Source organism: Nocardia sp. NPDC057440, from assembly GCF_042802915.1.
GTDB lineage: Bacteria > Actinomycetota > Actinomycetes > Mycobacteriales > Mycobacteriaceae > Nocardia.
Genome location: NZ_JBHVDF010000012.1, coordinates 91,460 through 115,983 on the forward strand (window position 1 = coordinate 91,460; position 24,524 = coordinate 115,983).

Here is a 24,524-nt window from a genome sequence, read left to right on the forward strand (position 1 = left end):
AAGTAGTCATGCCCCCTTAGCTCAGTCGGTAGAGCGTTTCCATGGTAAGGAAAAGGTCAACGGTTCGATTCCGTTAGGGGGCTCGCCGGATTGCCGGTGGTGACCGACTCGGCATCTCCTAGGTTGGGCGCGGCACCAGGCAATGCGACCCCGTGGCGGTGTAGCTCAGTCGGTAGAGCAAACGACTCATAATCGTTGTGTCGCCGGTTCAAGTCCGGCCATCGCTACCAAAACCGATCAGACCATCTGGTTGACCCGAAAGAAGGAATATCGTGGCCGCGAAGTCCACCGATGTCCGGCCAAAGATCACCTTGGCCTGCGAGCAGTGCAAGCACCGCAACTACATCACCAAGAAGAACCGGCGTAATGACCCCGATCGGCTGGAACTGAAGAAGTTCTGCCCGAACTGTGGCACGCACCGGGGACACAAAGAATCCCGTTAGTCCGCCACGCGTGCCGCTGCCGCGTGGATCGATTCCGGGAGATCGAATCCCGGTTACTCGGGCTGTGACAAATGCGAGGGCCGGACTAATGTCCGGCCCTGACGCATTTTCACGGTGCGAGTGCGGTGGTCGAACGCTCCGCCGACTCCGGCAGCGGGGTCAGATAGGTACAGTCCTCCCGTGACAATCAACACCGGTACAGACGAAGCGATCGCCATGGACGAGACTTTCGATCCTGCGGCACACGCGGCATCCATGGTGGGTCACCACTACCGCGTCGACGACTACTACGAGGTCGGCCGCGAGAAGGTCCGCGAGTACGCCCGCGCCGTGCAGGATTATCACCCGTTGCACTGGGAAGAGGACCTCGCGCAGGAGTACGGCTACGACGGCCTGCTCGCCCCGCTGACCTTCATCTCCCTTGTCGGCATTCTGGCGCAACGCAAGCTCTTCGAGCAGATCGTCACAGGCTATGACCTGAGCCAGATCATGCAGACCGATCAGATCCTGGAATTCCACCGGCCGATCAAGGTCGGCGACCAGCTGACCTGCGATGTCTTCCTGCATTCGTTCCGGCAGGCATTCGGTGGCGACATCATCGTGACGAAGAACATCGTCACCGATCAGAACGATGAGCTGGTGCTCACCACCTACACCACCCTGATCGGGCGCAGCGGTGGCGACATCGACCCGAATCTGCAGGGCGCGGTGCGCAACGTGCTGATGCACGGCATCGGTGAGGATGCTCCCGAGCACCACCCGCGTACGCCTGCCGCGGATGCACCGACGCCCGCGCCGGTGGCCACGATTCCCGATATCGCGCCGAGCAAGCACGCGCTCGACTTCGACGAGGTGTCCGTCGGCGACGAGCTGCCGCCGCGTACCGTCCGGCTGACCCGTGGCGACCTGGTGAACTACGCGGGCGTCTCCGGCGACGCGAATCCGATCCACTGGAGCGACGAGGTCGTCAGGCTCGTCGGCCTGGACAACGTGGTCGCGCACGGCATGCTCACCATGGGCCTCGGCGGCGGTTTCGTCACCTCGTGGCTCGGCGATCCCGGTGCGGTCAAGGAGTACAACGTCCGCTTCACCAGCCCGGTCTACGTGGGCTCCGACGAGCCTGCCGAGATCGAGTACACCGGGAAGGTGAAGTCGGTGGATCCGGAGACGCGGACCGCGGTCATCGCCATTGTGGCGAAGTCGGTCGGTCGCAAGATCTTCGGCCGCGCGACCGCAACGGTGCAGCTGGCATGAGCGGTCGTGGTCCCGAGCTGGACCCGGCCTGACCTGGTCGGCTGACCCTGATTGGCAAATGGCGCGGACGGTAACGTACACTCAGGTCTCTGGGGTCACCAGCCGTTGCGCGCTGCTCTGTAGGGCTGGTTCCAGGCGGTCCGGAGGGACGTACTCCGAAGGATCGCCGACGGGGCCGGCAACTGCTGGAGCGGCGCGCGTGTTGTGTGACACCAGAAATGCACAACTGAATACCGAACAGTGGTTGGACAGCCAACACGGTCCAACCAAAGGGGCGTAGCTCAACTGGCAGAGCAGCGGTCTCCAAAACCGCAGGTTGCAGGTTCAAGTCCTGTCGCCCCTGCCCTGGATGCCAGCGACGAAAGGATCGACGTGAGCGACGAGCGGGATACTCGCCACGGCGCGCATGCGGCCGACGATGGCGATGACACCGCCGCAGTGAGTCGGCCGAGCGGCAAGCGGTCCGCCCGGCGGACCCGCAACGCGTCCGATTCGGGCACGGTCGCCACTATCGAGCGGCCGTCGCTGAGCAAGGCAGCCAAGAAGACCGATCGGGCCGAGCGTAAGACGGGCAACCCGTTCAAGCGCTTGATCAAGTTCCTCCGCGAAGTTGTCGCGGAACTGCGCAAGGTGATCTGGCCCAATCGGAAGCAGATGGTCACCTATACGAGCGTTGTTCTGGTGTTCGTGATTTTCATGGTCGCGTTCATCAGCGGGTTGGATCTGGCGTTCATCAAGGGTGTCAACTGGCTGTTCGGCTAACCGAACGTCGCAGGCGACTGCTCGCAGGTCGCTCGAAACGATCGGTCGAAGCCGGTAGCCGATCCCGGGGCGGACGCGGGCGGAGCGATTCCGCCGGACGCCGGCCCCGGCACGCAGAGGATGTACGTGACGACACAGGAAGCGAGTGCCCCAGTGAGCACCCCGGAGAACGACACAACCGACGAGTTCCCGGTCGACGACGCGGTGGTCGACACCACCGACTCCGTCGAGGAATCCGCCACCGCCGAAGCGTCGGTGGTCGAGGAATCCGAGTCCGCTGACGAGCCCGCCGCCGAAGCCGCCCCCATCGATGCCGAGCCCGCCGATCCCGTCGCCGAGATGAAGGCCGCGCTGCGGCGCGCCCCTGGCGACTGGTATGTCATCCACTCCTACGCGGGCTACGAGAACAAGGTCAAGGCCAACCTCGAGACCCGTGTCCAGAACTTGGACCTGGAGGAGTACATCTTCCAGGTCGAGGTGCCGACCGAAGAGGTCACCGAGATCAAGAACGGCCAGCGCAAGCATGTCAACCGCAAGGTGCTGCCCGGCTACATCCTGGTCCGGATGGAGCTCAACGACGAGTCGTGGGGCGCGGTGCGCAACACCCCCGGTGTCACCGGATTCGTCGGCGCGACCTCGCGCCCGTCGCCGCTTTCCATCGATGACGTGGTGAAGTTCCTGGTCCCGGCCGCGCAGCAGCAGAAGAAGCCCGCTGCCGCCGCTGCCGCGAGCGCCGAAGGCGGCGCCGCCGACATCGTCGCCAAGCCGACCATCGAGGTCGACTTCGAGGTCGGCGAGTCGGTGACCGTGATGGACGGCCCGTTCGCGACGCTGCCCGCCAGCATCTCCGAGGTCAACGCCGAGCAGCAGAAGCTCAAGGTGCTCGTGTCGATTTTCGGCCGCGAGACTCCGGTCGAGCTGGCGTTCACCCAGGTCGCGAAGATCTAAGACCACCTCCGTCGGCCCGGAACACGATCCGGGATGATGGGATGGATCTGCCCGGGAAACGGGCAGATTCACCAGGACTTGCAAAGAGCAAGGAAAACAGACACCTAGGAAAGAAAGATGCCCCCCAAGAAGAAGAAGCTCGCCGGGATCATCAAGCTTCAGATCCAGGCCGGCCAGGCGAACCCCGCCCCCCCGGTGGGCCCCGCGCTCGGTCAGCACGGCGTCAACATCATGGAGTTCTGCAAGGCGTACAACGCCGCGACCGAGTCGCAGCGTGGCAACGTCATTCCGGTCGAGATCTCGGTGTACGAGGACCGGTCGTTCGACTTCAAGCTGAAGACCCCGCCCGCTGCCCGGTTGCTGCTCAAGGCCGCCGGTATCCAGAAGGGTTCGGCCGAGCCGCACAAGACCAAGGTCGCGAAGATCACCATGGACCAGGTCCGGGAGATCGCCAAGACCAAGGCGGAAGATCTGAACGCGACCGACATCGATCAGGCGGCGAAGATCATCGCGGGTACCGCTCGCTCGATGGGTATCACCGTCGAGGGCTGAGCGAACTCGCTCCTCCACCCGGGTGGGAGGGCCGGCCAGGCCCGATAACCACTTCTGAACCAGAACAAGGACAGAGAATCATGGCAAAACGAAGCAAGGCGTATCTCGCCGCGGCCGAGAAGGTCGATCGCGATCAGCTGTACTCCCCGCTCGCCGCCGCGCGGCTGGCCAAGGAGACCGCCACCACCAAGACCGACGCGACCGTCGAGGTTGCCGTTCGTCTCGGTGTGGATCCCCGTAAGGCCGACCAGATGGTCCGCGGCACGGTCAACCTGCCGCACGGCACCGGTAAGACCGCCCGCGTCATCGTGTTCGCGGCCGGCGAGAAGGCCGCCGAGGCCGAGGCCGCCGGTGCGGACGCCGTTGGCGCCGAGGACCTGATCGAGCGGATCCAGGGCGGCTGGCTCGATTTCGACGCCGCGATCGCCACCCCGGATCAGATGGCGAAGGTCGGCCGGATCGCGCGTGTCCTCGGACCGCGTGGCCTGATGCCGAACCCGAAGACGGGCACGGTCACCAACGATGTGACCAAGGCCGTCAACGACATCAAGGGCGGCAAGATCAACTTCCGCGTCGACAAGCAGGCCAACCTGCACTTCGTCATCGGCAAGGCGTCCTTCGACGACACCAAGCTGGTGGAGAACTACGGTGCCGCGCTGGACGAGATCCTGCGCGCCAAGCCGTCGACCGCAAAGGGCCGCTACGTCAAGAAGGTGACGGTGTCGACGAACACCGGACCGGGCATCCCGGTGGACCCGAACCGCACCCGCAACCTCCTCGACGAGGACGCGTAAGTAGCACCAGGCAGCAACCGCAACGGCGGGAACGCGAATCGCGTTCCCGCCGTTGCGCGTTTCCGGGGAGGGTGCGGCCGGACTATTCCCTGCGCGATGGTCGTTGCTTCTCGGGTGACCGTTGTTCTGTTGATTTCCGGAAGCACGCGCAGTGCTTCGACCAATTCCGCCGCGCTGCGCACCGTGATGGCTATCGCTGCGCAGGGCGTGGAGACCACCTGGTACGACGGTCTGACCGACCTGCCCGCCTTCAGCCCCGATGATGACGGCACGGGTCACCCCGCCGTTGTCGCCCTGCGCGAACAGCTTTCGCGCGCCGACGCGGTGCTGCTGTGCACCCCCGAATACGCGGGCACGCTGCCGGGTAGCTTCAAGAACCTGCTGGACTGGACCGTCGGCACCGGCGATCTCTACGAGAAGCCGACGGCCTTTCTGAATGTGGCCGCACCGGGTCGCGGTGAAGGAGCTGCCGCGACCCTGGTGACTGTGCTGGGCTATGTCGGCGCGGTCGTCGACCCGGATATTTGCGCCAGACTTCCGGTGGCGCGCGAGTCCGTCGGCCAGGACGGCCTAGTCGGTACCGCCGAATTCCGGGCCGGCGCACGCGAAGCGCTCGATCGGTTGGTCGAGCAGGCAGCGAGGTCGTCGGTCTGACGCTGTTGTCGGGTGATCGGGAATGCCCCGCCATCCCGGCGCAGGCCGGAACGACGGGGTGTTCGCTGGGGTGAGCGAGTTGCCTAGTCGGACGAATCTTCTTGATTCCCCGCCGTTTTCCGCCAGCCGAGCAGCACCGACTCGCCTTCTTGCACGCCCCACGGCAGGAATATCGCGACGATCACCGCGCACACGACCACCGCACCGGCGGCCACCAGGGACGCCGCGTGCGAACCTTGCAGCGCCGCGGTCTTCATCGCCGTGATCAGGTTCTCGCGCTGTGCCTCGAAGAATGGGGCCAACTCCCGTTTGCGCATCTCGAGCACGCTGAGCGGGCTCGCCTTCACCAGGCTCCGCTCGTTGGCGTCCATCATTCCGGCGGGCACCCGGTCGATGAGCGGCGCGACGCGAGTGGTGTAGTACGAGGCCACGATCGAGCCGAGAACCGCGACGCCGAGGGTGCCGCCGATTTCGCGGGTGGTGTCATTGACCGCCGAGCCTGCGCCTGCCTCGTCGAGCGGCAGCGACGACATGATGGATTCGGTCGCGGGCCCCTGCACAATGGCAAGGCCGAGCGCCATCGACACCATGGACGGCAGCACATCGGTGAGGTAGGGGCTGTCGACTGTCACCTGGCCGCCGAGGTAGAGGCCGAGGCCGGTGAGCAACAGGCCGAACACGATGACGGGCGTGGTGCCGAGTCGTTGTGCGAGCAGGGTCGCGATCGGTGCGCCGATCGCGACCGAGAATGCGAACGGTAGTGAGGCGATGCCGAATTCGAGCGGTGTGTATTCGCGCACGCCTTGGAAGTATTGCGTGATGAGGAACAGGAATCCGAACATCGAGAAGTAGCCGATCGCAATCGACAAGGCGGGCAGCGAGAATCGCCGATTGCGGAACAGCGTCATATCGAGAATCGGTGCGCTGGTGCGCAGTTCCCAGGTGACGAAGGCGGCAAGCAGCGCTACGCCCAATGCGCCTGTGCCCAGCGTGGTCACTGATGTCCAGCCGAAGCGCGGCGCCTCGATGATGGACCAGACCAGCAGCGTGATGCCCGTGATGGACAACCCGATGCCTGCCGGATCCAGCCGTCCTACCTGCGAGGAGCGCGATTCGGGCACCCAGATCAGCGTCGCGGCCATGGCCAGCAGTGCCACCGGAACGTTGATCCAGAAGACCGAATGCCACGAAAAGTGTTCCAGCAGCCAACCTCCCGAGATGGGGCCGATGGCGATGGCGAATCCGGCCATCGCGGTCCACGCGGCGATGGCGAGGGCCCGTTCGCGCCGGTCGGTGAAGATATTGATGATGAGCGCGAGAGTCGCGGGAAAGACGGCCGCGGCGAATACGCCCATGGCGGCCCTGGCGGTGATGACGCTTCCCATGGAATCCGACAGCGCGCCGCCGATCGACATGACGGCCACGCCGGCCAGGCCGATCATCATCACCCGGCGGCGGCCGTAGCGGTCGCCGAGGTTTCCGAAGGCCAGCAGTAGTCCGGCGAAGGTCAGCGTGTAAGCGTCGACGACCCATTGCAGTCCGCTGACGCCGGTCGCCAGCTCGACGCCGAGAGAGGGCAGGGCCACGTTGACGATGGTGTTGTCGAGGACGACCAGCAGTTCTGCCAGGCAGATCACGGCGAGGGCGGCGAAGCGGTGCGTGCGTCGTTCCAGCAGCACCGGTGGATCGACTATGGAGGTTGCCATAGCTCAGCAGTCAAGCAGTATCTGTCACCGTAAGTAACATCTTTTGATAGCGATATCGACCACAAAACGCCATGAATTGTGAGCTGGCGCACAACGATTCGACGTCGACGCGGAGCCGATTCGGCCCGCGGAGAGCCCGTTTTGGCAGATGGCGACCCCGGCAGGTACTCTGGGCGACAGTTATCGACAAGTTCGATCGCTACCCAATCCGTTCTACCGAAGACCGTTGGTCGCCGTTCCCGTCTGGGATCGGTCGAAGGTCCGGCAATAGCCGGCGGCCCACGCAGGGAGATCTGAGGCTGGGAATCGGTCCGAGTATTACTCGGGTCGATCCTGTATCGCGCCCCGGAACGCTCTGCGTTCGGGGCGTTTGCTTTATCGCTGGCCCCTGGTGCTTGGTAGTTCGTGTATACGAACCGACATCCAGAGAGGAGGCGAAGTATGGCAAAACCCGAGAAGGTCACTGCGGTCGAAGAGATCGCGGAGCAGTTCAAGAGCTCGACCGCCACCGTTGTCACGGAATACCGTGGTCTTTCGGTCGGCAAGCTCACCGATCTGCGTCGCGCGCTCGGCGCGGGCGCCACGTACTCCGTCGCCAAGAACACCCTGGTCAAGCGTGCGGCCGCGGAAGCGGGCGTCGTTGGCCTGGACGACTTGTTCGTCGGACCGACCGCCATCGCCTTTATTCAGGGCGAGCCGGTCGACGCAGCGAAGGCCATCAAGACCTTCGCCAAGGACAACAAGGCGCTCATCATCAAGGGCGGCTACATGGACGGCAATGCGCTGTCGGTAGCCGAGGTCGAGAAGATCGCCGACCTCGAGTCCCGCGAGGTGCTGCTGGCCAAGCTGGCAGGCGCCATGAAGGGCAACCTGGCGAAGGCCGCCGGTCTGTTCAACGCTCCCGCATCGCAGGTGGCTCGCCTTGCCGCCGCGCTCGTGGAGAAGAAGCAGGCCGAAGCCGGTGGCGAAACCGCTGCCGCTGAATAACCCCCGCGGCGTGAGCGACGTGTGATTCGCGTGCGGCTCGCCCTCGAAGACAACATTTACCGAAAGGAACAACATCATGGCCAACGTTGACGAACTGCTCGAGACCTTCGGCAGCATGACCCTGCTCGAGCTGTCGGACTTCGTGAAGAAGTTCGAAGAGAAGTTCGAGGTCACCGCGGCTGCCCCCGTCGCCGTCGCCGCCGTCGGCGCCGCGCCGGTCGAGGCCGCTGAAGAGCAGGACGAGTTCGACGTCATCCTCGAGGGTGCGGGCGACAAGAAGATCCAGGTCATCAAGGTGGTCCGTGAGATCGTCTCGGGCCTGGGCCTGAAGGAAGCCAAGGACCTGGTCGAGGGCGCCCCGAAGCCGATCCTGGAGAAGGTCGCCAAGGACGCCGCCGAGGCTGCCAAGGCGAAGCTGGAAGAGGCCGGCGCCAAGGTCTCCGTCAAGTAATTCGCTCGTCGTTTCGAGCAACCCGCGAACAGTCGCCAGCGACTACTTCGCCGAACGGGCGGTCCCCATTGGGGGCCGCCCGTTTGCTGTGTTCGAAGGCCTGCGACCGTGGTGCGATTATCGCGAGCGTTTCAGGGTTACTCTTCAGTCAGGTTGGGGTGTGCCGCGTCTCGCCCATGGGTTACAGTGACCGAACCCACTGTGATGCGACACACCGCGACAGCCGAATTGCGTGGTACGCCGGTGGGCTGCTCGCTGAGAATTGTGGAGGTTGGCGTGGGCGTCGAGGTCAGGACCGAGGGTGTTACCAAGTCTTTCGGTTCGCAGCGAATTTGGCAGGATGTCTCGCTGACACTGCCTTCGGGCGAAGTCAGTGCCCTACTCGGTCCCTCGGGCACCGGTAAGTCCGTCTTTCTCAAGTCGCTGATCGGTTTGCTGCGCCCTGAGCGAGGCTCCATCTATATCGGCGGCACCGACATCACCACGTGCTCCAATAAGGAGCTCTACGAGATTCGTAAGCTCTTCGGCGTGCTGTTCCAGGACGGCGCGCTGTTCGGCTCGATGAATCTGTATGACAATGTCGCCTTCCCGCTGCGCGAGCACACCAAGAAGTCCGAGTCGGAAATCCGCAAGGTCGTCATGGAGAAGCTGGAGCTGACCGGTCTGCTCGGGGCCGAGAACAAGCTGCCCGGCGAGATCTCCGGCGGTATGCGCAAGCGAGCGGGCCTGGCCCGCGCTCTGGTGCTGGACCCGCAGATCATCCTGGTCGACGAGCCCGACTCCGGCCTGGACCCGGTCCGCACCTCGTACCTGAGCCAGCTGTTGCTCAATATCAACGCGCAGATCGACGCGACGATCCTGATCGTCACGCACAACATCAACCTGGCGCGCACGGTGCCGGACAACATCGGCATGTTGTTCCGCCGTCAGCTGGTCATGTTCGGCCCGCGCGAGGTGCTGCTCACCAGCGAGGAGCCGGTGGTCAAGCAGTTCCTCAACGGCCGCATGATCGGCCCGATCGGTATGAGCGAGGAAAAGGACGAGGCGCAGATGGCGCGCGAGCAGGCGCTCGTCGACGCGGGCCATCACCACGGCGGCGCCGAAGAGGTCGAGGGCATCATCCCGCAGATGAAGGCCGAGCCCGGCATGCCGGTGCGACAGGCCGTGCTCCGCCGCAAGGAGCGGGTTCGCGAGATCATGCACACCTTGCCGCACCAGGCGCAGGTCGCGATTCGTGAGTCACTTGCGGAGAACGACGACACGCAGGTACTGACCTATAACAACGGCGACCCAGCAGGTTATCAGGGCGGCACTTACGACACAACGGTGCGCCACAACACAACTAACGGGTAACATCTGCGATCGTGAACTCCACCCTGGCGCGATTGCGGACTCCGTTGGAGTCAGGGTTTGCTCAGGCCGGCAACATCTTTGCGCTCTTTATCGACGTGCTGCGCAAGACGTTCAAGCGGCCTTTCCAGTTGCGCGAATTCATCGAGCAGTCGTGGTTTATCGCGAGTGTTTCGATTTTGCCGAGCGCACTGGTGGCAATCCCGTTCGGCGCAGTTGTTGCGCTACAGACCGGCTCGCTGATCAAGCAGCTCGGAGCTGAATCTTTCACCGGCGCGACCAGCGTGCTCGCTACCGTGCAGCAGGCCGCCCCAGTCGTCACCGCGTTGATCATCGCGGGCGCGGCCGGGTCGGCGGTCGCTGCCGACCTCGGTTCGCGCACCATCCGTGAGGAGATCGACGCGCTCGAGGTGCTCGGCGTCGATCCGGTCCAGAAGCTGGTGGTGCCACGCGTTCTCGGCATGACCCTGGTGGCCCTGCTGCTCAACGGTCTGGTGTCGGTGGTCGGCATCGCGGGTGGCTATTTCTTCAATGTGCTGCTGCAGGGCGGTACGCCGGGTGCCTATCTGGCCTCGTTCTCGGCGCTGGCGCAGTTGCCGGATCTGTGGATCGGTGAGATCAAGGCGCTCGTGTTCGGTCTGCTCGCCGGCGTGATCGCCGCGTACAAGGGCTTGCATCCCAAAGGGGGCCCGAAAGGAGTCGGTGACGCGGTGAACCAATCGGTGGTGATCACGTTCCTGGTGTTGTTCTTCGTGAACCTGGTTCTGACCCTGGTGTATCTCCAGGTCGTCCCCGCCAAGGGCGCCTGACCCGTGGCCACCTCGTACCGCAGCCCGGCCCTGGCCAAGACCGCCCGCCGGGCGGGCGAAATCGTCCGTATGCCACTGAATATGGTCGATCGCGCCGGTGAGCAGATGTCGTTCTACTCCCGCGCCATCGCCTGGATTCCGCGTACCGCGGTGCATTACCGCAAGGAGGTCATGCGGCTGCTCGCCGAGGTGACCTTCGGCAGCGGCGCGCTCGCGGTGATCGGCGGCACCATCGGTGTCATCGTGTTCATGTCCGGCTCGGTCGGCGTCGTGGTCGGCCTGCAGGGCTTCAAGGCGCTCGACTCACTCGGCAGCTCGGTGCTGACCGGCTTCCTCACCGCCTACATCAACACCCGCGAGATCGCGCCGCTGGTGGCGGCACTGGCGCTATCGGCGACAGTGGGTTGTGGTTTCACCGCCCAGCTCGGCGCGATGCGCATTTCCGAGGAAATCGACGCGCTCGAGGTGATGGCGGTGCCCGGTGTGCCGTTTCTGGTCTCCACGCGTGTGATCGCGGGATTTCTCGCGGTCATTCCGCTGTACATCGTCGGCCTGCTCGGCACATTCCTGGCATCGCGAATGATCAGTATTTGGTTCAACGGGCAATCCAGCGGCTCTTACGACCACTATTTCAGCCTTTTCCTGCCACCAGAGGACGTGTTGTATTCGTTCCTCAAAGTGCTGATATTCGCGTTCGTGATCATCATGGTGCATTGCTATTACGGCTTCCACGCCACCGGGGGTCCCGCCGGCGTGGGTGTCGCGGTCGGCCGGGCGGTGCGTGCGGCGATCGTGCTCGTGAATGTGCTCGACTTCTTCCTGAGCCTGGCGATCTGGGGAACAACCACGACAGTGCGGGTCGCGGGATGAGCCGCGTCCGTGGCGAGCGAAGCGAGGCTCGGTCATGAGTTCCGTTCAGGCCTGGCGGTCCACCGAGAAGGTGCGCGTCCGGGTTCTCGGTATCGCGTTCTTCGTGCTCTGCGCGCTGTTCCTCTGGACCACCATCGCGATCTACAACAAGCAGTTCGTGAAGACCGTCGAGGTCAACCTGATCACCGACAGCGTCGGCAACGCGCTCACCCGCAATGCCGACGTCAAGGTTCGCGGCGTCCATGTCGGTGAAGTCCGCTCCAGCGAGTCCGACGGCGGCAAGGTGACCTTGGCGCTGGCGCTGGATCCCGGCAAGGCCGAACAGATTCCGGTGAACGCGACGGCCCGGCTGCTGCCCAAGACGCTGTTCGGTGAGCGATACGTGGATCTGGTGATCCCGGACGAACCCAGCGCCGAGCATCTGACCAACGGTGTCACCCTGCACCAGGACACCAGCGGCAATGCGATCGAGATCAGCAAGCTGCTCGACGATCTGCTGCCGCTGCTGCAGGCGATTCCGCCGCAGGATCTGGCCGCTACCCTCGGCTCGCTGTCGCAGGCGCTGTCAGGGCAGGGTCTCGCGCTCGGCGAGACGATCGACAAGCTGGACACCATCTTCCGCGAGGTCAACGTGGTGATGCCGGATCTGCAGCAGGATCTTGCGAGCTTCGCCGACGTGGCCGCGACCTACTCCGATGCCGCGCCGCAGCTGATCGACGCGCTGAACAATCTGCGCACCACCAACGCGACCATCGTGCAGAAGCGCTCGCAGATCGACACGTTGATGGCCTCGCTGACCCCCACCGCGGCCACCACCGCCGACTTCTTCCTCGCCAACCACGACAACATCATCGATCTGGCCGCCGACTCCCGGCCCGCGCTCGAACTGCTGGCGACCTACTCGCCCACCTACGCGTGCGCGCTGGCGAACTTCGCCAAGATGAAGCCACGCATCGACCGGCTCTTCGGCAAAGGCACCGACCGGCCGGGCTCGCGGGTGACCATCGAACTGGTCAACACCCGCGGCAAGTACCTGCCCAACCAGGACGAACCGCGCTGGCTGGACACCAGGGGGCCGTGGTGCGTTCCGGAGTACCCGCTCGGCGTCGACCCAGGTCAGTACACCGGCGGTTCCGCCAACGATGGTTCGTATCAGGTGCCCAGCCGCAACCCGGGCGATCAGACCACCGGATACCTGGAGACTCCGCAGTTCGGCGTCTACCCGGCAGGCAGTGCGCCGACCGCGGCGAATTCGCCGCTGGAGCAGCAGACTCTCGGCGCGATCTACGGTGCGGCCAACGGTGTTTCGCCGGATCAGGTGCCCAGCTGGGTGACTCGAATCGGAGCGCCCGCATTCCGCGGAAGTGAGGTGAGCGTGCGATGAAACAGAAGCTGCGTGGCGTGGGATCGCCGCTGACCAAGCTGATCATCTTCATCATCGTCACCCTTTTCGCGACCGTGGTGCTCGGCTTGTCCATTGCGAACTACAGCGGTGGCGGTACCGAGTTCAAGGCCAGGTTCACCGATGTCACCTCACTGAACCCGGGCGACGAGGTGCGCATCGCGGGTGTGCGGGTCGGCAAGGTCACCGATGTCTCGATCGTGGACAAGCGGCTGGCCGAGGTGAAATTCGAAATGGCCGACCGCAATTGGCTGCCCGCCTCCACCACGGCGACCATCCGCTACCGGAACCTGGTCGGCCAGCGCTATATCGCGCTCGAGCAGGGCGCGGGCGAGCAGGGTCGCAAGCTCAATAAAGGTGCGACGATTCCGCTGGAGCACACGCGTCCGGCATTGAATTTGACCACTCTGTTCAATGGCTTCCGCCCGCTGTTCCACACGCTCACCGCCGACGATGTGAACAAGCTGTCCTTCGAGATCATCCAGGTGTTCCAGGGCGAGCAGGGCACCATCAAAGATCTGGTGACCAGCACCGCGAGCCTGACGAACAAGATCGCGGACAAGGACGCCGTCATCGGGGAACTCGTGAAGAACCTGACCATCGTGCTGGAAACGGTCAACCAGCGCGAGGACAACTTCGACCAGCTGATAGTCAATACCGAGGCGCTGGTCAGCGGGCTCGCCGCCGAGCGCGACACGATCGGCCGTTCGGTGACCTCGCTGGGCAACCTTGCCTCGGCGACCTCGGATCTGCTTGTCCCGACCCGGCCGTCGCTGCAGGGTTCGATCGCCGGGCTCAACCAGCTCACCGGCACCCTCAACGAACGCAAGGACGACGTGAACGAGGTGCTGCACAACCTCCCGATCAAGATGGAGAAGCTCGGTCGCGTCGGCAGTTACGGCTCGTGGTTCCAGTTCTATCTGTGCGGTATCGACATCGTCGTCGGGCCGGGTGTGCCGGATGCGCCGCAGCTCAACCTCCCGGCCGGGATGCCGACGATCAACCAGCCGCTCTACACCAACGCCGCGCCGCGCTGCCACGGGAAGGGCCGCTAGATGGACGACCGGATCCTGCTCGGCAAGCGCAGCCCCGCATTCATGGGTGTGCTCGGCCTCGTGATTGTGCTGTTGGTGACGATCTCCGCGTTCTTTCTGGACCGGCTGCCGATCATCGGCGCAGGCACCAAGTACACCGCCGAGTTCACCGAGGCGGCGGGCATCAAGAAGGGCAACGAAGTCCGCATCGCCGGCGTCAAGGTCGGTGCGGTGTCGGATGTCCGGCTGGCCGGTGACCGGGTGCTCATCGACTTCCGCACCAAGGACGCCTGGGTCGGCAACGAGACGACCGCCTCCATCCAGATCAAGACCGTGCTCGGGCAGAAGTATCTGGCGCTGGACCCGAAGGGCTCCGAGCCCGCCGATCCGAGCAAGCGAATCCCGTTGTCGCGCACGCTTTCTCCGTACGACGTGGTGGACGCGTTCAGTGATGCGGCAAGGAACATCGAGGACATCGACACCGCGCAGCTGGCTACCAGCATGCGGGTGCTGTCGGAGGCCTTCGCCACCACGCCACCGGAGATCCGCAGCTCCATCGACGGTGTCGCCAGGCTCTCGGAGACCCTCGGCAAGCGCGACCAGGAACTCAAGCGGATGTTCGCCGCGACCAAGCAGACCACTCAGGTGCTCGCGGATCGCAACGCCGAGTTCGAGCGGCTGCTCGCCTCGGGCGGGCAGCTGCTGACCGAGCTCAATGTTCGTCAGCAGTCGATCTCGCAGTTGCTCACCGGAGCCAAGACGGTGGCGGCGGAACTCAGCGCGCTGGTGCACGACAACCAGCAGCAGATCGGCCCGGCCCTGACCAATCTGAAGGCCTCCATCGACCTGCTCAACGACAACCAGCAGAACATCTCCAAGACATTGGAGCTCGCGGCGCCGTTCTACGGCCTCTACGCCAACGTGCTCGGTACCGGTCGCTGGTTCGACGCGGTGATCGTCAACCTGCTTCCGCCGGGCCTGCCGGAGATTCCCGGTGATCGGCCGCCGGTGCGTTCTTTCGGCCCTCTGGAAGGTAACTGACATGGCGACGAGCTGGCGCGGTGAGCCGTTGACCGCACTGCGGTCCTCCAGTCGCGGCACCAAGGCGGCCATCGCCGTGGTGGTGGTCGCTGCCCTGCTGGCGGCCGGTGTGCTGTGGTGGCTGTTCGATCGGATGACCACCACCAAGATCACTGCCTACTTCGATCGGTCCGTCGGCATCTACGAGGGCTCCGACGTGCGGGTGCTCGGGGTGCCGGTGGGACGGGTCGCCTCGGTCGAGCCGCTGGGCGACCAGGTCAGGGTCGTCATGGACGTCAACCGGAAATATGACGTGCCCGCCGACGCCAAGGCCGCGCAGATCACTCCCTCGGTGGTCTCCGACCGATTCATCCAGCTGACGCCGGTGTACACCGGCGGGCCGAAAATGGGCCGCACCGCGACCATTCCGCGGGACCGCACGGTCACCCCGGTGGAGGTCGACCAGCTCTACAAGTCCATCACCGAACTGTCGGATGCGTTGGGCCCCAACGGCGCCAACGCCGAGGGCGCGGTGAACGAGCTGGTGCGCACGTCGGCGGCGAACCTGGAAGGCAACGGCGAGGCGCTCGCCAACAGCATCACACAGCTCTCGCGGGCGGCGCGCTACCTGTCCGACGCGCGCGGAGACATCTTCGACACCGTCAAGAACCTGCAGAACTTCGTGACCATGCTGGCCCAGAACGACTCGCAGGTGCGGCAATTCAACGTGCAACTCGCGGATCTGTCCGAGTTCCTCGCCGGCGAACGGCAGAACCTCGGTGAAGCGTTGAACCTGCTGTCGATCGGACTCGGCGATGTCGCCCGGTTCATCGACGACAACCGCGACCTGATCGCCGACAACGCGCAGGCACTCACCGAGCTCACCAAGACCCTCGCCGACAAGCGCGATGATCTCGCCGCCGCGCTTCCGGTGCTGCCGCTGGCGCTGAGCAATCTGATCAATGTGCACAACGGCGAGGCGGGCACACTCGACATGCGCGCCAACTTCACCGATCTGCAGGATCCGTTCGGCGCGGTGTGCAAGATGCTCGATCTGAGCAAGCTGATGCCGGGCGACCCGAAGTTCGAGGCCATCGGCAAGCAGATGCGTCCGTTGCTCGACCACTGCAAGGAAATCACCGATCAGATCACCGCGGGCGTGAAGACGCCGACGCTGATCCTGCCGTTCGGCATCCTCAGCGGGGAGAACGAGCAGCGTGCCCCGGTGCCGGGGACCGTGCCGGGCACCCCGTCCGATCGGCTTCCGCCGTCGCAGGGAGGTGGCCGGTGATGAGCCGCAACACGATTCGCAAGGCCGTTTCGGCCGTGGCGCTGAGCGCGGTCGGCTTGCTGGTGGCCTCGTGCGCCTCCAACGGCATCTACAGCATTCCGCTGCCGGGTGGCGCCGATGTGGGCGCGCACCCGATGCACATCGACATCCAGTTCGACGATGTGCTCGACCTGGTGCCGCAGTCCGCGGTCAAGCTCGAAGGCGTGCCGGTGGGCCGGGTGGAGGAGATCGTCATCGGCGAGGACCAGTGGACCGCGAGCGTGCGGACCCTGGTGAACTCCTCGGTCGACCTGCCCGCCAACGCGAAGGCGGAGGTGAAGCAGACCAATCTGCTCGGTGAGAAATTCATCGAGCTGTCCAGGCCTACCACGGATCCGGACCCGAAGAAGCTCACCGACGGCGCGGTGATCCCGGTCGCCAACACCAGGCACGCCACCGAAATCGAGCAGGTGCTCGGCGCGATGTCGCTGCTGCTCAACGGTGGTGGCGTCGCACAGCTGCAGCCCATCGTCACCGAGCTGAACCGGACGCTGGGCGGCCGTGAGGACAAGGTGCGTTCGCTGCTCGAACAGGCGAACACGCTCATCGCGGGACTGGACGCGCAGGTCGAGAACATCACCAGGGCCATCGATGGTCTCGCGACGCTGAGCAGCCGGGTGTCCACCCAGACCGATCAGATCGGCAAGATCCTCGACGAGCTGCCAGAGGGCATCAAGATCCTCAACGAGCAACGCCCGCAGCTGATTTCGATGCTGGCCCAGCTCGATCGGGTCGGGCAGGCCGGTTTCGAGGTGCTGGACCGCTCCAAGAACGATCTGATCACCGATCTGCGTGCACTGCGTCCGACACTCCAGGAGCTCGGCCGCGCGGCGCCGGATCTGGTGACAGCGCTGCCGCTGGTGCCGACCTACCCGTTCCCCGACTCCTCGCTGGAGGGCACCTTCGGTGGTCAGGTGAACACCTGGCTGTCGGTGGACCAGCAGATCGGCGTGACGCTGAGCAATCTCGGCGTCGGCAAGGGCGATCCGGTATACATCCCGCCGAAGACGGGTCCGACGCCGGTGATCAACCCGACCAACCCGTACTACAACGGGAACGGTCCGCGACCGGGCTGGCCGACGGTGTCGATCCTGCCGCTGCCGCCGAACATGGCGTTCGCGCCCGCGAACGGCGTTGCGCCGCCGACGAATCCGCTCGGTGCGATTCTCGACCAACTCGGTGTGGGAGGTGGTCCGAGATGACCCGCCTAGTCCGTAATCAGCTGATCTTCTTCGTCGTGCTCGCCGTGGTGGGCGTGGTGCTCGTCAGCGCCAAGTACATCCGCCTCGACAATATGTTCGGCTTCGGTCTGTACACCGTGAAGGTGGAGACGGCGCACACCGGCGGCATCTACAAGGGCGCCGAGGTGACCTATCGCGGCGTTCCGGTCGGCCGGATCGGCGATTTGGAGCTCTCCGACAAGGGCGTGGTGATGAACCTCGTCATCGACTCGAGCTCGCCGCGCATTCCGGCCTCGGCCAAGGCCGTCGTCGCCAACCGCTCCGCCATCGGCGAGCAGTACCTGGATCTGCAGCCCGATTCCGATCGCGGTCCGTATCTGCGCGACGGTTCGGTGATCACCTCGGCGACGACACCGGTATCGATCGAGGAACTGATCGGCAGTGTGGACTCGTTCACCAGCTCGGTCGACCTGGACGCGCTGAACACCACCGTCACCGAGCTCGGCAAGGCGTTCAACGGCAAGGGCGACGATCTCCAGGTCTTCGTCGACTCGCTGAACAAATTCACCGTCACGTTCCATGAGACGCTGCCGCAAACGATTCAGCTGATCAAGGACGGCCGCATCGCGCTCGGCACCCAGGCCGAGCAGGACGGCGCCATCCGCCGATTCAGCAATGGTCTCGATCTGCTGACCGCTCAGCTGCGTGCCAGCGACCCCGATCTGCGCAGGCTGATCGGGACGGGAACCGACGCGAGCGACCAGATCGGCGCGCTGCTGAGTGAGAGCGGCCCCGCGCTGACCGAGGACCTGGCGAACCTGCGCCAGCTGTTGCAGTCCATCTCGCCGAAGTTCTACGCGCTGCGGCCGCTGCTGACCATGCTGCCGTCGCTGTCCATCGGCGCCTCCTCCACCGCTCCCGGCGACGGCACCACCCACTTCGGTCTCGTCCTCGAAGCCAATAACCCGCCCGCGTGCACGCTGGGCTACGAGGGGACCCAGCGGATCCTCGAGCAGATGAAGCGGGAGAACCCGGATTTCGACGACACGCGTGACGAGTTCCCGTTCAACCGGGACGCGAAATGCACTGTGCCGTTTGGTAATCCGACCGCGGTGCGCGGTGGTGAACGGGCCGATCTCGCCGACCCGAGCATCGTGCAGCCGTGGGATTCCAACCCGAAGACCGACCCGGAAAAACTGAACCTCAACCCGATCGCCGTCCAGATGGCCACCCTGCTGGGGGTCACGCCGAAGCGGTGACCAGGACCGACGCGGCGTCGCCGCAATAATTACTGACGTTAGGGTGTGCTGTCGTGAGTGAGCGCAGCGAGCGAACTATGGGCACAGCGCCACGGGGCGCGACGGAACCGAGCGTCAGCGAGGTGCAGTCGTGAGTCCCGATCTTTCCAAGGAACAGCCGGAACCCATCGAGCCCGATTACACGGATTCCGACGTCGTGGCGGCTGTCCCTGTGGATGCTGCCGCCGAGTCGCCGACCGCTGAGCAGTCCATCGCGGAGCCGGCCGCGCGTGCGGTCGATTCCGTGCCCGCCGATACCGCGGCGGGGCGGCCGCCGTTCGTGGTCGCCGTGGCGGCCGCCGCCGCGCTGGTGATCGCGCTCGCCGCCGCGGCTTGGTTCGGCGCGGGCTGGGTGCGTGCCGCGTTCTTCACCGACGGTCCGCGCGCCGAGGCGCGCGATGCCGCGCTCACCGACGCCAGGCAGGCCGCGATCAACCTGATGTCGATCAACCCGGCCGATGTGGACGGCTCGATCACGATGATCCAGTCCTCGATGACCGGCCAGTTGCTCGACGAGGCGACCAAGGGGCAGGAACAGCTGCGGACTACGGCTTCGGAGTCCAAGACCAAGCTGGAGTCGAAGGTGCTCGGCGCCGCGCTGACCTCGTTGAACTCCGAGCGCGATCGGGCCTCGGCGCTGGTGGTGCTGCAGGTGACGCGCAGCGTGCCCGATACCGCGCCGGTCAGCTTCCGGCAGTCCTGGACGCTGAACATGATCAAGGAGGGCGAGGTCTGGAAGGCGGAGAAGGCGGAATCGCTCGGGCAGCCGGTGCCGCTGGACGCACCGAACCCGGGCGGTGCGCCCGGTGCGCCGCAAGCGCCCGGTGCTCCCGCATCAGCGCCCCCGACCAAGCCCGGCTCGTAGGAGGACCGATTCATGGCATCCAAACGACCCGTCAACCGCGTTACGCCCAAAAATCGGGCTGCCACCGACCGTGCGGTCGCAGGCGCGGGAGCGCGCAATCGGCGGGCCGCAGAGCCGGCCGCGTCGAACCGCAGGCCGACCGGCAAGGCTCGGGTCGCCGATGAGCCGCGCACCGCGAGCACCCGCCGTCCCAAGGTCGCGGGCAACACCGAGACGGTCGAACCCGGCACGCCACCGCAGCACGGCGGCGAGCGGCGGCCTGCTCGGCGACCGCTGCGGCGCTCGACCACCGGCTGGTGGGCGGTCGTCGCGTGTGTCCTCGCCACGGTGCTGCTCGCCGGTTTCGCGGTGCTGGCGGCCTTGCGTCCCGGCGTCGACGATTCGAACCAGGCGTTCGTGCGGACCAAGGCCACCGAAGAAGTGAGCGCCGCCGCCGAGCACGCGCTGCGCACCGTGTTCGCCTACGACGTGAAGAAGCTCGACGGCTACAAGGACGCGGTGCGCCAGGTGGTCACCGGGCAGATGCTGACCGACTTCGACAAGTACGCCGACACCAATATCGCCGCCATAAAACAGGCCCAGACCAGCGCGGATGTCGACGCCAAGCCGATCGGAGTGACCTTGCTCACCGAGGACAAGGCCGAGCTGCTCGTCAATATGGTCGTCAGTGCGAACAAGGACGGCGTCGCGCAGGAAAGCGCCTCCGGTCCGATCGTTTTGCGCATGCAAAAAAAGGACGGACGTTGGCTGGCCAGCGACATCGTCGATCGCAATTGAGCCGCTCGACCTGGTGATCTTGTAGCGCGGCAGGCGATCTCGGTGCGCCCCTGGTCGGCGCTGCCACTTGACGAGTTTCGCCCGACCCGTCACGCTATTCACAACAGCGGCAGCTGTCACAGTGGCTCCAAGCGCCCCGTGGCTCCCGACGCAGCCAGCGATTCGGACACGGCGCGCCAGCCATATCGGTCGCGGCGCGCCGCCACGCGGAGGCTCGTTCGGGTGGTACTTTGACACCTCGGCGTATATAGGTGTAGGTTTGGACGTTGCGCTGGCTGCCTCCTGTCCATACCTCGATTCGCACACGTGAGTTCCACCCTTTCCGGTGTTACTTCCGTTGTCGCTTGTTCGGGTTTCGTTCGGGTTGTAACCAGCGGAATTCGTAGCAGACAAGCGACGGTCGCGGACCACCACGCGACGCGCGTGAGGTGCTGGAAGGACGCATCTTGGCAGTCTCCACCCAGACCAAGGCACTTGCCGGAATCCCCGGAGCCCCATTGAGGGTGTCTTTCGCGAAGATCCGTGAACCCTTGGAGGTGCCCGGACTTCTCGATCTACAGACGGACTCATTTGCATGGTTGATCGGTTCGCCTTCATGGCGTGAAAAGGCCGCGCTCCGCGGCGACGGCGGACTAACGGGGGGTCTCGAGGAGGTGCTCGAGGAGCTCTCGCCGATCGAGGACTTCTCGGGCTCGATGTCCCTGTCTTTCTCGGATCCTCGTTTCGAAGAGGTCAAGGCCTCCATCGACGAGTGCAAAGACAAGGACATGACCTACGCGGCGCCGCTGTTCGTCACCGCTGAGTTCATCAACAACAACACCGGTGAGATCAAGAGCCAGACGGTCTTCATGGGTGACTTCCCGATGATGACCGACAAGGGCACGTTCATCATCAACGGCACCGAGCGCGTCGTCGTTTCGCAGCTGGTGCGTTCGCCGGGTGTCTACTTCGACAACAGCGTCGACAAGAGCACGGAAAAAGACCTGCACAGCGTGCGCGTCATTCCGAGCCGTGGCGCGTGGTTGGAGTTCGACGTCGACAAGCGCGACACCGTCGGTGTCCGCATCGACCGCAAGCGTCGCCAGCCGGTCACCGTGCTGCTGAAGGCGCTGGGTTGGACGACCGAGGAGATCGTCGAGCGTTTCGGCTTCTCCGAGATCATGATGTCGACCCTGGAGAAGGACAACACCGCCGGTCAGGACGAGGCGCTGCTGGACATCTACCGCAAGCTGCGTCCGGGCGAGCCGCCGACCAAGGAATCCGCGCAGACCCTGCTGGAGAACCTGTTCTTCAAGGAGAAGCGCTACGACCTGGCGCGCGTCGGTCGCTACAAGATCAACAAGAAGCTGGGCATCCACCTCGGCGAGCCGATCACCGCGTCGGTGCTCACCAAGGAAGACATCGTCACCACGATCGAGTACCTGGTGCGCCTGCACTCGGGTGATCGAGTGATGACCGCGCCGGGTGGCGCGGAGGTTCCCGTCGAGGTCGACGACATCGACCACTTCGGTAACCGTCGCCTGCGCACTGTCGGCGAGCTGATCCAGAACCAGATCCGGGTCGGTCTCTCGCGCATGGAGCGCGTGGTCCGCGAGCGGATGACGACTCAGGACGTCGAGGCGATCACGCCGCAGACCCTGATCAACATCCGTCCGGTGGTCGCCGCGATCAAGGAGTTCTTCGGAACCTCCCAGCTGTCGCAGTTCATGGACCAGAACAACCCGCTGTCGGGTCTGACCCACAAGCGCCGTCTTTCGGCCCTTGGCCCGGGTGGTCTGTCCCGTGAGCGCGCCGGTCTGGAAGTCCGTGACGTCCACTCCTCGCACTACGGCCGCATGTGCCCGATCGAGACCCCGGAAGGCCCGAACATCGGCCTGATCGGTTCGCTGTCGGTGTACGCGCGGGTCAACCCGTTCGGCTTCATCGAGACCCCGTACCGCAAGGTCGTCGACGGCAAGGTCACCGACGACGTCGTGTACCTGACCGCCGACGAGGAGGACCGCCACATTCGTGCGCAGGCCAACTCGCCGGTCGACACCGATGGTCGCTTCCTCGAGGACAAGGTCCTGGTCCGTCGTCTCGGTGAAGAGGTCGAGTTCGTCTCGGCCGCCCAGGTCGATTACATGGACGTGTCGCCGCGTCAGATGGTGTCGGTCGCGACCGCGATGATTCCGTTCCTCGAGCACGACGACGCCAACCGTGCCTTGATGGGTGCGAACATGCAGCGTCAGGCTGTGCCGTTGATCCGTTCGGAGTCCCCGATCGTGGGCACCGGTATGGAGCTGCGCGCCGCCGTCGATGCCGGTGATGTCGTCGTGAACGAGAAGTCCGGTGTGGTGGAAGAGGTTTCGGCCGATTACATCACCGTGATGGCCGATGACGGCACCCGCAAGTCGTATCGGATGCGTAAGTTCGCTCGTTCGAACCAGGGCACGTGTGCCAACCAGCGTCCGATCGTGGACGAGGGTCAGCGCGTCGAGCAGGGGCATGTGCTCGCTGATGGTCCGTGCACCGAGAACGGTGAGATGGCTCTCGGTAAGAACCTGCTCGTGGCGATCATGCCGTGGGAGGGCCACAACTACGAGGACGCGATCATCCTGTCGCAGCGCCTCGTGGAAGAGGACGTCCTCACCTCGATCCACATCGAGGAGCACGAGATCGATGCTCGCGACACCAAGCTGGGCGCGGAGGAGATCACTCGGGACATCCCGAATGTCTCCGACGAGGTCCTGGCCGATCTCGACGATCGTGGCATCATCCGCATCGGTGCGGAGGTCCGCGACGGTGACATCCTGGTCGGCAAGGTCACCCCGAAGGGTGAGACCGAGCTGACCCCGGAGGAGCGGTTGCTGCGCGCGATCTTCGGTGAGAAGGCCCGCGAGGTGCGTGACACCTCGCTGAAGGTGCCCCACGGTGAGTCCGGCAAGGTCATCGGCATCCGGGTGTTCTCGCGTGAGGACGACGACGATCTGCCTCCTGGTGTGAATGAGCTGGTGCGCGTGTATGTGGCGCAGAAGCGCAAGATCCAGGACGGTGACAAGCTCGCCGGTCGCCACGGCAACAAGGGTGTTATCGGCAAGATCCTCCCCACCGAGGACATGCCGTTCATGCCCGATGGCACCCCCGTCGACATCATCCTGAACACCCACGGTGTGCCGCGTCGTATGAATATCGGTCAGATCTTGGAGACCCACCTCGGGTGGATCGGCAAGGCAGGCTGGGATGTCGGGGCCGACGCGGACGGCACGAACCGTCCGGATTGGGCCAAGGCGCTGCCGGAAGAGATGCTGGCGGCTCCTGCCGACTCCAACATCGCGACCCCGGTGTTCGACGGCGCCCGCGAAGAAGAGCTGACCGGTCTGCTCGCGTCGACCCTGCCCAACCGCGATGGTGAGCGCATGGTCGACGAGAACGGCAAGTCGACGCTGTTCGACGGTCGTTCCGGCGAGCCGTTCCCGTACCCGGTCGCGGTCGGCTACATGTACATCCTGAAGCTGCACCACTTGGTCGACGACAAGATCCACGCCCGTTCGACCGGCCCGTACTCGATGATCACCCAGCAGCCGCTGGGTGGTAAGGCGCAGTTCGGTGGTCAGCGCTTCGGTGAAATGGAGTGCTGGGCCATGCAGGCCTACGGCGCGGCCTACACGCTGCAGGAGTTGCTCACCATCAAGTCCGATGACGTCGTCGGCCGCGTGAAGGTCTACGAGGCGATCGTCAAGGGCGAGAACATTCCGGAGCCGGGCATCCCGGAGTCGTTCAAGGTGCTCCTCAAGGAACTCCAGTCCCTGTGCCTCAACGTCGAGGTGCTGTCTTCCGACGGCGCCGCGATCGAGATGCGCGATGGCGACGACGAGGACCTGGAGCGCGCGGCGGCGAACCTGGGCATCAACTTGTCCAGGAACGAAGCAGCCACCGTCGACGATCTGGCGAACTAGGCGGTCGGCCGGATGCCGTTCACTTCGAACGGCATTCGGCCCCGCGTTCCACCAACTAGTGAACTTTTTGCTCGAATTCGACCCGAATAGGGGAAAGGA

At 64.8% G+C, this 24,524-nt stretch carries 22 protein-coding genes and 3 tRNA genes; 24 read left to right on the top strand and 1 reads right to left on the bottom strand.

The annotated features are described in order from the left end of the window. Positions 1-10 precede the first annotated feature (10 nt). The 10 genes from ACFU4Z_RS24175 (at position 11) to ACFU4Z_RS24220 (ending at position 5,407) form a co-directional block, all read left to right on the top strand. Positions 11-83 (top strand) — tRNA-Thr (locus ACFU4Z_RS24175). A gap of 71 nt (positions 84-154) precedes the next feature. Further along, positions 155-230 (top strand) — tRNA-Met (locus ACFU4Z_RS24180). Positions 231-272: 42 nt separating this feature from the next. After that, entirely contained in the window at positions 273-443 is a 171-nt protein-coding gene (gene rpmG, locus ACFU4Z_RS24185) for a 50S ribosomal protein L33 (RefSeq protein WP_014988500.1), read from the top strand. 186 nt (positions 444-629) lie between these two features. Next, on the top strand, positions 630-1,697 hold the full coding sequence (locus tag ACFU4Z_RS24190) for a fused (3R)-hydroxyacyl-ACP dehydratase subunits HadA/HadB (protein WP_379066900.1): 1,068 nt from the start codon (positions 630-632) through the stop codon (positions 1,695-1,697). A 270-nt stretch (positions 1,698-1,967) separates the two neighbouring features. Then, positions 1,968-2,040 (top strand) — tRNA-Trp (locus ACFU4Z_RS24195). 29 nt (positions 2,041-2,069) lie between these two features. Continuing rightward, positions 2,070-2,459 (top strand): preprotein translocase subunit SecE, encoded by a 390-nt coding sequence (secE, locus tag ACFU4Z_RS24200; RefSeq protein ID WP_364905676.1) that lies wholly within the window; start codon positions 2,070-2,072, stop codon positions 2,457-2,459. A gap of 153 nt (positions 2,460-2,612) precedes the next feature. After that, complete coding sequence (gene nusG / locus ACFU4Z_RS24205; RefSeq protein WP_379066903.1) at positions 2,613-3,407, top strand: transcription termination/antitermination protein NusG; 795 nt, start codon at positions 2,613-2,615, stop codon at positions 3,405-3,407. A gap of 117 nt (positions 3,408-3,524) precedes the next feature. Next, on the top strand, positions 3,525-3,959 hold the full coding sequence (rplK, locus tag ACFU4Z_RS24210) for a 50S ribosomal protein L11 (RefSeq protein ID WP_328406571.1): 435 nt from the start codon (positions 3,525-3,527) through the stop codon (positions 3,957-3,959). An 80-nt stretch (positions 3,960-4,039) separates the two neighbouring features. Beyond that, on the top strand, positions 4,040-4,753 hold the full coding sequence (rplA, locus tag ACFU4Z_RS24215) for a 50S ribosomal protein L1 (RefSeq protein WP_328406570.1): 714 nt from the start codon (positions 4,040-4,042) through the stop codon (positions 4,751-4,753). A gap of 96 nt (positions 4,754-4,849) precedes the next feature. Further along, positions 4,850-5,407, top strand: coding sequence for an NADPH-dependent FMN reductase (locus tag ACFU4Z_RS24220; protein WP_379066725.1), 558 nt, complete (start codon positions 4,850-4,852; stop codon positions 5,405-5,407). An 83-nt stretch (positions 5,408-5,490) separates the two neighbouring features. Here ACFU4Z_RS24220 and ACFU4Z_RS24225 read toward each other — a convergent pair whose 3' ends face one another. Further along, positions 5,491-7,113 carry an MFS transporter gene (locus ACFU4Z_RS24225; RefSeq protein WP_379066727.1) on the bottom strand — a complete coding sequence of 541 codons (1,623 nt, stop codon included), beginning with the start codon at positions 7,111-7,113 and terminating at the stop codon, positions 5,491-5,493. Between the two features lie 441 nt (positions 7,114-7,554). Between ACFU4Z_RS24225 and rplJ the strand changes: the two genes are divergently transcribed. The 14 genes from rplJ to ACFU4Z_RS24295 all read left to right on the top strand — a co-directional run bounded on the left by rplJ (position 7,555) and on the right by ACFU4Z_RS24295 (position 24,425). Beyond that, complete coding sequence (gene rplJ, locus ACFU4Z_RS24230; RefSeq protein ID WP_379066729.1) at positions 7,555-8,100, top strand: 50S ribosomal protein L10; 546 nt, start codon at positions 7,555-7,557, stop codon at positions 8,098-8,100. A gap of 76 nt (positions 8,101-8,176) precedes the next feature. Beyond that, entirely contained in the window at positions 8,177-8,551 is a 375-nt protein-coding gene (gene rplL / locus ACFU4Z_RS24235; RefSeq protein ID WP_378686325.1) for a 50S ribosomal protein L7/L12, read from the top strand. Between the two features lie 276 nt (positions 8,552-8,827). Continuing rightward, a complete protein-coding gene (locus tag ACFU4Z_RS24240) occupies positions 8,828-9,904 on the top strand; it encodes an ABC transporter ATP-binding protein (protein ID WP_379066731.1) in 1,077 nt (358 codons plus the stop codon). Positions 9,905-9,915: 11 nt separating this feature from the next. Further along, the gene (locus ACFU4Z_RS24245) at positions 9,916-10,710 is read left to right on the top strand and encodes an MlaE family ABC transporter permease (RefSeq protein WP_379066733.1); all 795 of its coding nucleotides are present in this window, start codon (positions 9,916-9,918) and stop codon (positions 10,708-10,710) included. An 81-nt stretch (positions 10,711-10,791) separates the two neighbouring features. After that, positions 10,792-11,580 (top strand): MlaE family ABC transporter permease, encoded by a 789-nt coding sequence (locus tag ACFU4Z_RS24250; RefSeq protein ID WP_379066905.1) that lies wholly within the window; start codon positions 10,792-10,794, stop codon positions 11,578-11,580. Between the two features lie 34 nt (positions 11,581-11,614). Then, entirely contained in the window at positions 11,615-12,964 is a 1,350-nt protein-coding gene (locus ACFU4Z_RS24255) for an MCE family protein (RefSeq protein ID WP_379066735.1), read from the top strand. After that, positions 12,961-14,037, top strand: coding sequence for an MCE family protein (locus ACFU4Z_RS24260; RefSeq protein ID WP_379066737.1), 1,077 nt, complete (start codon positions 12,961-12,963; stop codon positions 14,035-14,037). The genes ACFU4Z_RS24255 and ACFU4Z_RS24260 overlap by 4 nt, the downstream gene beginning before the upstream one ends. Further along, the gene (locus tag ACFU4Z_RS24265; RefSeq protein ID WP_379066739.1) at positions 14,038-15,057 is read left to right on the top strand and encodes an MCE family protein; all 1,020 of its coding nucleotides are present in this window, start codon (positions 14,038-14,040) and stop codon (positions 15,055-15,057) included. Between the two features lies 1 nt (position 15,058). After that, positions 15,059-16,327, top strand: coding sequence for an MCE family protein (locus ACFU4Z_RS24270; RefSeq protein ID WP_379066741.1), 1,269 nt, complete (start codon positions 15,059-15,061; stop codon positions 16,325-16,327). Next, a complete protein-coding gene (locus ACFU4Z_RS24275) occupies positions 16,327-17,568 on the top strand; it encodes an MCE family protein (protein WP_379066743.1) in 1,242 nt (413 codons plus the stop codon). The genes ACFU4Z_RS24270 and ACFU4Z_RS24275 overlap by 1 nt, the downstream gene beginning before the upstream one ends. Continuing rightward, positions 17,565-18,806 (top strand): MCE family protein, encoded by a 1,242-nt coding sequence (locus ACFU4Z_RS24280; protein WP_379066745.1) that lies wholly within the window; start codon positions 17,565-17,567, stop codon positions 18,804-18,806. The genes ACFU4Z_RS24275 and ACFU4Z_RS24280 overlap by 4 nt, the downstream gene beginning before the upstream one ends. 130 nt (positions 18,807-18,936) lie before the next feature. Beyond that, the gene (locus ACFU4Z_RS24285; protein ID WP_379066747.1) at positions 18,937-19,710 is read left to right on the top strand and encodes a hypothetical protein; all 774 of its coding nucleotides are present in this window, start codon (positions 18,937-18,939) and stop codon (positions 19,708-19,710) included. A gap of 12 nt (positions 19,711-19,722) precedes the next feature. Further along, positions 19,723-20,487: a hypothetical protein gene (locus tag ACFU4Z_RS24290; protein ID WP_379066749.1), complete on the top strand. Its 765-nt coding sequence runs from the start codon at positions 19,723-19,725 to the stop codon at positions 20,485-20,487. Positions 20,488-20,915: 428 nt separating this feature from the next. Then, positions 20,916-24,425, top strand: coding sequence for a DNA-directed RNA polymerase subunit beta (locus ACFU4Z_RS24295; protein WP_379066751.1), 3,510 nt, complete (start codon positions 20,916-20,918; stop codon positions 24,423-24,425). The last annotated feature ends 99 nt before the right edge of the window (positions 24,426-24,524 follow it).

What these genes read in the sequence shown, in the direction of transcription:
- rplK (WP_328406571.1), top strand. Translation starts at nt 3,525, where the DNA reads ATGCCCCCCAAGAAGAAGAAGCTCGCCGGGATCATCAAGCTTCAGATC.
- rplA (WP_328406570.1), top strand. Translation starts at nt 4,040, where the DNA reads ATGGCAAAACGAAGCAAGGCGTATCTCGCCGCGGCCGAGAAGGTCGAT.
- ACFU4Z_RS24220 (WP_379066725.1), top strand. Translation starts at nt 4,850, where the DNA reads ATGGTCGTTGCTTCTCGGGTGACCGTTGTTCTGTTGATTTCCGGAAGC.
- ACFU4Z_RS24225 (WP_379066727.1), bottom strand. Translation starts at nt 7,113, where the DNA reads ATGGCAACCTCCATAGTCGATCCACCGGTGCTGCTGGAACGACGCACG.
- rplJ (WP_379066729.1), top strand. Translation starts at nt 7,555, where the DNA reads ATGGCAAAACCCGAGAAGGTCACTGCGGTCGAAGAGATCGCGGAGCAG.
- rplL (WP_378686325.1), top strand. Translation starts at nt 8,177, where the DNA reads ATGGCCAACGTTGACGAACTGCTCGAGACCTTCGGCAGCATGACCCTG.
- ACFU4Z_RS24250 (WP_379066905.1), top strand. Translation starts at nt 10,792, where the DNA reads ATGGTCGATCGCGCCGGTGAGCAGATGTCGTTCTACTCCCGCGCCATC.
- ACFU4Z_RS24255 (WP_379066735.1), top strand. Translation starts at nt 11,615, where the DNA reads ATGAGTTCCGTTCAGGCCTGGCGGTCCACCGAGAAGGTGCGCGTCCGG.
- ACFU4Z_RS24260 (WP_379066737.1), top strand. Translation starts at nt 12,961, where the DNA reads ATGAAACAGAAGCTGCGTGGCGTGGGATCGCCGCTGACCAAGCTGATC.
- ACFU4Z_RS24265 (WP_379066739.1), top strand. Translation starts at nt 14,038, where the DNA reads ATGGACGACCGGATCCTGCTCGGCAAGCGCAGCCCCGCATTCATGGGT.
- ACFU4Z_RS24270 (WP_379066741.1), top strand. Translation starts at nt 15,059, where the DNA reads ATGGCGACGAGCTGGCGCGGTGAGCCGTTGACCGCACTGCGGTCCTCC.
- ACFU4Z_RS24275 (WP_379066743.1), top strand. Translation starts at nt 16,327, where the DNA reads ATGAGCCGCAACACGATTCGCAAGGCCGTTTCGGCCGTGGCGCTGAGC.
- ACFU4Z_RS24280 (WP_379066745.1), top strand. Translation starts at nt 17,565, where the DNA reads ATGACCCGCCTAGTCCGTAATCAGCTGATCTTCTTCGTCGTGCTCGCC.
- ACFU4Z_RS24290 (WP_379066749.1), top strand. Translation starts at nt 19,723, where the DNA reads ATGGCATCCAAACGACCCGTCAACCGCGTTACGCCCAAAAATCGGGCT.